Below are 7,831 nucleotides of genomic sequence, written 5' to 3'. Positions count from 1 at the left end.
AGAAGCTCGGCGCCGGGCTGGCGGTGGCCAGCATCAACAAGGCCGAATATCTGCCGCTGGCGGACACCGTGGGCATCGATCATATTGTGAGTCCGCGCATAGCCACCGTGAGCAGCATTCTGCATTACATCCGGCACGGCAACGTGCTGGCCTCGGTGGCGGTGAGCAATGAAGCTGCGGAAACCATGGAAGTTTTCGTCGAGCAGAATTCCGCGCTCTGCGGCCGACGCCTGCGCGACATCTGCCTGCCCAAAGGCGTGCTCTTCCTCGCCATCGTTCAGGGCGACAATGTGTTCATCCCCAAGGGCGACACGGTCATTCAGTCGGACGCCCGCGTGCTGATCCTGGCGGAAAAGCAGCACATTGCGGAACTGGAGCGCGTCCTTGGCGATGCGGAGGCCTCCGAGTGCGGAGGCTCGGATCTATGACGTTCTGGAATATTCTCTACCTTGTCGGCATCATGATCGCCTGCGTCGGCGTCATGCAGATCCTTCCTCTGGCGCTGTCCGTCGGCTTCGGCGACGGGTACGCGGCTTCTCTGGCGCTTTCCTGTGCGGCGTCCGTGCTTGCCGGTCTTCTTCTGGTGCGCGCGGGGGGCAGAAAACGCCGTACCATACTCAGCAACAGCGAGGCGCTGGCCTGTGTGGGCCTGTGCTGGATAGCCGCCACCTGCGCCGGGGCGCTTCCCTATGTGTCCACGGGATTCATGACCCCCGTGGACGCCTGGTTTGAATCCGTTTCAGGCTTTACCACGACGGGGTCCTCCATCCTTTCCGATATCGAGGCCCTGCCGCAGAGTCTGCTGTTCTGGCGCAGCCTCACCCAGTGGTGCGGCGGCATGGGCATCATCGTGCTGTCTCTGGCCGTGCTTCCGCATCTCGGCGTCGGCGGCATGCAGCTCTACCGGGCCGAAGTTCCCGGTCCCACGCCGGACAAGCTGGCTCCCCGGATACAGGATACCGCCAAGATCCTGTGGAGCGGCTACTGCGTTCTTACCGCCGTCATGGTGGTGTGCCTGATGATGGCGGGCATGAATGTCCTTGATGCGGTCAATCATGCCTTTACCACGCTGGCCACGGGAGGCTTTTCTACAAAGAATGCTTCGGCGGCGGCGTTTTCCCCGGCCGTTCAGTGGATCATCATTGTCTTCATGTTTCTTGCCGGAATCAACTTTACTCTGCATTTTCGTTTTATTTCGGGAAGATGGAACGCCTACAGCAAAAGCGAGGAATGCCGATTCTTCGTGTTGCTCTGCGCTGTGCTTACGCTGCTTACCGCAGGCTTTCTGTATGTGGAGAACAGTGCCTCCGTTCAGACTTTTTCCGATGCGGAAAAACTGCTGCGCGGCGCGATGTTCCAGATAGTGTCGCTTCTCACCAGTACCGGCTTCGTCAGTGAAAACTACAGCCTGTGGCCTCTCGGCACGATGCCGATGCTGATGTTTGCCGTTTTCGTCGGCGGATGCGTGGGTTCCACTGCCGGCGGATTCAAAATCATGCGCATCATGGTGCTGGGAAAGGTGCTGCGCCGCGAGTTCTTTTCCATGCTGCATCCGCGCGGGGTGTACACCATCAAGTTTCAGGACAGGCCTCTTTCGGAAAAGATCATCTCCGGCAGCGGGGTCTTCTTCATTACCTACATGCTCATGCTGTTTCTGTGCACGGGTATGCTTCTTTGCTGGAACATCGACTTTTTGACGAGCTTTTCCGCCGTGCTGACATGCCTTTCCAATGCCGGACCGGGGTTCGGCCGAGTGGGAGCCGTGGACAACTTCGGATGGATGCCGCAGGCCGCCAAGATCATTCTTTCCTTCTGCATGGTTGCAGGACGTCTGGAATTCTACGCGCTTCTGATTCTGCTTCATCCTTCGCTCTGGAGAAGGCCGGGAGGGCTGTAAGATCCGCTGACGCCGGGCGCGACGCTCTTGCCGGAGCGCCGCGGACAGGAAGAAAAAGACCGGAGCAGGACTGTCCTGTTCCGGCTTTTTTTGCAGGCGAAGGGGGGGAAAAGGCTGCCTGCGTTTGCGATGGGCCGCCTGGAACATACCGTGCAGGCTTTTGGGCCTCATGCCGGAATCAGGCCGTGCCGGGCCCGGCAGAGGGCGTCGCCGTCGGGGCGTTTCGCAGTGCGGCGTTTCAAAACGTCGCAAGTTCGGTCGCGGATCGAAAGATCGGCGACTTTTTCTCTTCGTGGGATCGTGTTCGTTTTCTTTCGTGAAAATCGTCAATAAAAACGAATAGATTTTTTCCTCCGTTCCGCATGTTTTCCGCAAGGGAAAGCTGCGGGCAACGCCGGAAGGAGAAGAGAAATTGGCGTTTTTAAGTTGACATTGAATTTCAATTTCTTTATTGCTCAGAAAAAAGTTTGATGAGTATAACTTTTGCCCAGCGGCAAAACGTTGAGAGAGGATGTCATGAGCGCCGCCATAGAACGGTTTGATCGGGAACGGATTGACTCCGAAGAGCCTCGCCTGAACGGCGCGGCGTTTTCTGCTCCGCAGTCGGACGACTGGAGCGTGGAGAGGTATTTTGCGCGGGAGGACGCCGATCCGCTTTCCCGCGCGTTTGACGGCAAGATAGCCGTGCATCCCGGCGTGGGCGGAAGACTGATTGCGCCGCAGGAGCGGGAGGCGCGTCTTGAGGCGCTGCTCGACGAGCCCCGCCGGGGCGACAGCGTGGCGTACATTCATGTGCCGTTCTGCGAAACGCACTGTCTGTACTGCGGCTTCTACAACCGGGGCTATTCCCGGGAGGAGAGCGCGCGTTACGTGGACGCGCTTGTTCGGGAGCTGCGGCTCTGGGAGGGGCGCGCGGCGCAGTGTCAGGGGCCGGTGCATGCCGTGTACTTGGGCGGCGGCACGCCCACGGCGCTGGAGAGCGGCGACCTTGAACGTCTGCTCAGGGCCGTGCGCGAACATCTGCCGCTCGCCAACGACTGCGAGATCACCGTGGAAGGGCGGCTGCACAACTTCGGCCCGGAAAAAATGGAAGCCTGTCTTGCGGGAGGCGCGAATCGTTTTTCGCTCGGCGTGCAGAGCTTCAATACGAAGATACGGCAGACCATGGGGCGTCTGGCCCCGCGGGAAGAGGTGTTCCGCAGGCTGGAGCGCCTGAAGAGCTACAATCAGGCCGCCGTGATCGTGGATCTCATTTTCGGCTTTCCCATGCAGAGCATGGAAGTGTGGCTGGACGACATTGCCGCCGCCTGTTCCGCCGGGCTCGACGGCATGGACTGCTATCAGCTCAACGTGTACGACCGGACGCCGCTCGGCCGGGCCATACGGGAAGGCAAACTTCCTCCCGCAGCGGACATTCCGCAGCAGGCGGCCATGTTCGCCGCGGCCGTGGATGTTCTGGAAAAGGCGTTTTACCGTCGGCTCTCGCTCACGCACTGGGCGCGCACCAGCCGGGAGCGCAACCTGTACAATCTCAAGGTGAAGGGCAGCGCGAACTGTCTGGCCTTCGGGCCGGGCGCGGGAGGGAATCTCGCGGGCTGGTTCTACATGAACGAGAGCCGGTACCAGACGTGGCTGGACGCGGTGAGTGCCGGACAAAAGCCCGTGGCGACGCTGGTGCGGCCGGACGCGCACTTTTACTTTTTCCGCGCCGTGGCCGCGGCCCTGGAGCAGGGCTGGATGGATCTTGCCGACATGGAGAACACGTTTGCGCTGCCGCTCCGAACCTGGCTGGAACCGCTTCTGGAGCAGTGGGGCCGCGCGGGACTGGTGGAGCTTCGCGGGGAAAAGATGGTGCTCACGCTTGCCGGGCAGTTCTGGCAGGTGAACATTTCCCAGCTCATGCAGGATTTTCTCAAGCACGAGCTGGAGAAGGCAACGAAACACTGATATCGGGCGCCCCTGCCGGAAAGGGCAGGACAGGGGCGCGGGTTCCGGCAGGGCGCGGCAACGGCAGTCCGTGCATGCGCTTCGGGCCGGGAGCCTGAGGAACAGAGCGCGGATTTAAAAGGCCGCGCAACGAAAGGAAGGGATGATGAAGAAGACAATGACCTGGACGGCGTTTTCGACCGCGCTGCTTGCTTGTGCGCTGCTTCCCGCCCCGCCGGCCCTTGCGGAAGAGACCGTGAAGGCGGGGGACGTGTACGTGACTGCGACGCGTGTGGAAAAGGAACTGCAGCAGGTGCCCATGAGCGTGACGGTGATGACCGCCGAGGATGTGCACAGATCCGGCGCGCGCACCGTGGGCGAACTGCTGGAGGACGTGCCCGGCGTGCAGGTGCAGAACGACGGTTCGCAGGGCCTGAAGCGCATTTCCATCCGCGGCGAGGACGCCTTCCGCACGCTGGTGCTCATCGACGGACAGAAGATTTCCGAACACAAGTCCATGTCGGGCTCGCCCATGCTCATCGACGCCTCGCGCATTGAACGCATCGAGGTCATCAAGGGACCGGCGTCGGTGCTGTACGGTTCCGACGCCATCGGCGGCGTGGTGAACATCATTACGAAGAAGGGCGGCGAAAAGCCCGTGGAAGGCGAGGTGTGGACCGGATTCAGCGGCGCGTCCCGGGGCTTTTCCGAGGGCATGGCCGTGCGCGGGAATCTGGACGGCTTCAAGTACAGCCTGTCCGGCTCGCATTCCGATCAGGGAAACATCCACACGCCCGAAGGCAAGCTGGACAACACGAATTTCCGCCAGACCGACGCGTCCGCCTTTCTGAGCTACGACTTTTCCGAACATTTCACCATGGGCGCGGGGCTCGACTACTACAAGGGCGCGTTCAATTCCACGTCCATGAAGGACAACGGCCACGGCAACCGCTTCTTCGTCCGCGTTCCCAAGTGGGCGCGCACCAAGTACTACCTGTTTGCGGAAGGGAAGGACCTCAGCGAATACCTGGCCCGCGTGCGCTTCGACGCCTACTATCAAAAGAACGAAAAGGACATGCGCAACTATGTGGGACAGGCGAGCGGGCCCGGCAGCACCAGCATGAACGGCAGACCCGTTTCCTACGCCTCCGCCGACGTGGTCATGGACAACTTTGCGCACAACATCATCCGCAGCCGCGGCTTCTCGCTGCAGACGGACTGGCAGCTCGGCGCGGATCACTATCTCATCGCCGGCTATGAGCTGAACTACGACAGACTCAATTCCGACGGCAGAACCTATCTGAACAACCGCATTTCCATGTCCCCGGTCATGAGCATTCTCATCAACAAGACCACGGACAAATACTACGACGGCAATCAGCTCAATCAGTCGCTGTTTGCCTCCATGGAAAGTCAGCTGCCCTGGAATCTGGCGCTCACCTACGGCGTGCGCTGGACGCATGTGCGCACCGAGCTGACGCGCGGCGAAGAAGTTTCCAATCCCTACACCGGCACGATGCAGATGGGCGGCATGAAGCGGCCCATGTTCGACTATTCCGGCGCCGTGGAAAAGCGCGCGCTCGGCGACGACACGGATTCCCGCCCCGTGTTCAACGTGGGACTCGTGTGGACGGGCATTGAGGATCTGGCGCTGCGCGCAAGCTGGGCGCAGGGCTTCCGCGTGCCGAACCTGACGGAAAAATACATCGGAACGGCCATGGGCGGCGGCACCATTTACGGCAATCCGAATCTGGATCCGGAAACGTCCAACAACTTTGAAATCGGCGCCCGCTACAATCACGGCGCGCTGGATCTCGATCTTGCCTTCTTCTATTCCATTGCCGACGACTACATAGCCTCCGTGCCCGTGAGTTCCGGCAGCAGCGTCTATACCTACACCAACGTGGCCGACGCCACCACCTTCGGTTCGGAACTTTCGGCGGGCTATCGTTTTTCCACCCCGTTCGGCGACGTGACCCCCTACGCCTCGCTGACCTGGATGCGCCGTCAGTACGACGACGGCAACGGCTGGAAAACCTACGATACCGCCACTCCCGAATGGGTGGGCCGATACGGCGTCCGCTACGCGAAGGCCCTGGCCGAAGACCTGGATTTTCGCGCCGACGTGTACGGCCGCAGCCAGTCCGCCACGGTGTATCGCTCCTCCTCCGGCAGCAGCAACTACGATCTCGGCGGCTTCACCACGGCCAACATCGCCCTCGGCTTCGACTTCGGTCCGGAAAAGCAGTTCTCGCTGCTCACCGAGGTGCTGAACATCTTCGACAAGCGCTATCAGTACAATACGGCCATTCTTGAACCCGGTCTTCACGCCAACGTGAAGCTGAGCTACCGCTTCTGATGAACGTCCTGCCGTCCGCCGCTTCGAGGAAACGGCGGACGGCAGCCTTGCCTTGTTCCGTTTTCCGGTCGGAGGTCTGGAGATTCTCATGACTCGATTTCTTTCCCGATGGAGCGCGCAGGAACTTGTGGTCGTCGGCGTGTTCGCCGCGGCGTCCAAGGTGTCCACGCTGCTGATAGCGCTTGCGGGCGGCGGCATGAATCCCGTCAGTCTCGCGGGCAAGAATCTTGAGTTCACCACCCTGCTTGTGGTCATGCTCTGCAAGGTGCGCAGGCCGGGCACGCTGATGCTGTTCATCGTCATCAACATGCTGGTCAGCATGCTGCTGCTCGGCGCCAGCGTCACGCTGCTGCCGCCCATGCTGATCGGTGCGCTGGCGGGCGAGGCGGCCATGTGGCCGGGCAGAGACAAGGCGGGCGCAGGCAACGCCGTGCTCGGCGCGGCCGTGTTCGATGCCGTGGGCAAGGTGCTTTCCCTCGGCGTTTCCTGGCTGTTCATGCGCGAGAATCCGGCCATGATGGTCATGGTGATTCCCTTTGTCGCCATCGGCTATCTGGGCTCGGTGGGAGGACTTTTTTCCGGCGTGAAGGCCGTCAGGGAGCTGCGTCATGCGGGCATCATTCGTCAGTAGAAGGGCGGGCGTCGCAGAGGGCGAAGGCTTCGCGTCCGCATTGCAAGGGGCGTCGGTCATGGAAGAGGAACGTTTTTTGCCGGAAGAGCCGGGGGCCCCGCAGACCGGGTTCGACGTGCGCGCCCGCATGGCCGTCACGCTGCTGGCGTCTGCGGCGACGATTGTCGTCGGTTCCTTCGAGGGGCAGGCCGTGCTGTTTGCCGCGTCGTTTGCCTACGCGTTGTCCGTGCGCCGTTTTCGCGCGCTGGCCGTGGCCTATGCGGCCCTCGCGCTCATGATGGGCATTGCCGCCGCATGTTCGTGGGGCGTGTCCCGCGCCGTTTCCGGCATGCCGTTTTCTCCGGAAAGCCTTGTGGTGCCTTTTCTGCGCAGCACGGTCATGCTGAACGTGGTGCTGCCTCTGGCGCTTGCTTCCCGCATTCAGGCGCTGCTCACCGCGTTGAAGGGACTGCGCCTGCCGTTCTGCGTGTATCTGCCGGGCGCGGTGATGATCCGTTTCATTCCCACGTTCATGAGCGACGTTCGACAGGTGGCCGAAACGCTGAAAATTCGCGGATGCAGCCTCGGCCCGGGAGAAATGTTCCGGCATCCGTTCATGATGCTGCGTCTTCTGCTGGCGCCGCTGCTGTTCCGCTCCCTGCGCACGTCCGAGGAGCTGGGCATTGCCGCCGAGCTCAAGGGGCTTGAGGCGGGCGGGCGCTTTGTGCCTTTCCGCCGCCCGCAGTGGTCTGCGCGCGACACCGCGCTGGTTGTTCTGGCCGTGGCCGTCGTTGCGGCGGCTCTGTACTGTCACGCGCGCTGGGGAAGCGCCTCGTCGCCCGCCATGCACTGAACCGGCGGTAGCAAGTTTGGAGATGACGGCATGATATGCTTTGAAAATGTTACCTACACCTATCCGTTTTCCGACAGGCCCGCCGTGCGCGACGTCAGTTTCCGCGTGCGTCCCGGAGAACTCGTGCTGGTTTCCGGGCCGAGCGGATGCGGCAAGAGCACGCTCATGCGTCTTGCCAACGGCCTG

The 7,831-nt window shown here is 61.6% G+C and carries 7 protein-coding genes; all 7 read left to right on the top strand.

Annotated elements, in window-relative coordinates:
* The coding region (locus tag ACZM96_RS04000) for a TrkA C-terminal domain-containing protein (protein WP_489487517.1) at nucleotides 1-428 on the top strand (428 nt) is incomplete at its 5' end.
* Nucleotides 425-1,897, top strand: coding sequence for a TrkH family potassium uptake protein (locus ACZM96_RS03995; protein ID WP_489487516.1), 1,473 nt, complete (start codon nucleotides 425-427; stop codon nucleotides 1,895-1,897). The genes ACZM96_RS04000 and ACZM96_RS03995, both read left to right, overlap by 4 nt.
* A 516-nt stretch (nucleotides 1,898-2,413) precedes the next feature.
* The gene (gene hutW / locus ACZM96_RS03990; RefSeq protein WP_489487515.1) at nucleotides 2,414-3,844 is read left to right on the top strand and encodes a heme anaerobic degradation radical SAM methyltransferase ChuW/HutW; all 1,431 of its coding nucleotides are present in this window, start codon (nucleotides 2,414-2,416) and stop codon (nucleotides 3,842-3,844) included.
* A 142-nt stretch (nucleotides 3,845-3,986) separates the two neighbouring features.
* The gene (locus ACZM96_RS03985) at nucleotides 3,987-6,182 is read left to right on the top strand and encodes a TonB-dependent receptor plug domain-containing protein (RefSeq protein ID WP_489487514.1); all 2,196 of its coding nucleotides are present in this window, start codon (nucleotides 3,987-3,989) and stop codon (nucleotides 6,180-6,182) included.
* A gap of 88 nt (nucleotides 6,183-6,270) precedes the next feature.
* Nucleotides 6,271-6,813: an MptD family putative ECF transporter S component gene (locus ACZM96_RS03980; RefSeq protein WP_489487512.1), complete on the top strand. Its 543-nt coding sequence runs from the start codon at nucleotides 6,271-6,273 to the stop codon at nucleotides 6,811-6,813.
* Between the two features lie 58 nt (nucleotides 6,814-6,871).
* Nucleotides 6,872-7,645, top strand: coding sequence for an energy-coupling factor transporter transmembrane component T (locus ACZM96_RS03975; protein ID WP_489487511.1), 774 nt, complete (start codon nucleotides 6,872-6,874; stop codon nucleotides 7,643-7,645).
* A 30-nt stretch (nucleotides 7,646-7,675) separates the two neighbouring features.
* A partial coding sequence (locus ACZM96_RS03970; RefSeq protein ID WP_489487534.1) for an ATP-binding cassette domain-containing protein occupies nucleotides 7,676-7,831 on the top strand: 156 nt, incomplete at its 3' end.

The organism is Mailhella sp. (assembly GCF_057866825.1).
Note: the sequence above shows the minus strand (reverse complement) of the source record. Positions and strands in the feature narration are given on the sequence as shown.

Bases quoted from the DNA above. Each gene is read 5' to 3' on its own strand.
- ACZM96_RS03985 (WP_489487514.1), top strand. From the start codon at position 3,987: ATGATGAAGAAGACAATGACCTGGACGGCGTTTTCGACCGCGCTGCTT.
- ACZM96_RS03995 (WP_489487516.1), top strand. From the start codon at position 425: ATGACGTTCTGGAATATTCTCTACCTTGTCGGCATCATGATCGCCTGC.
- hutW (WP_489487515.1), top strand. From the start codon at position 2,414: ATGAGCGCCGCCATAGAACGGTTTGATCGGGAACGGATTGACTCCGAA.
- ACZM96_RS03980 (WP_489487512.1), top strand. From the start codon at position 6,271: ATGACTCGATTTCTTTCCCGATGGAGCGCGCAGGAACTTGTGGTCGTC.
- ACZM96_RS03975 (WP_489487511.1), top strand. From the start codon at position 6,872: ATGGAAGAGGAACGTTTTTTGCCGGAAGAGCCGGGGGCCCCGCAGACC.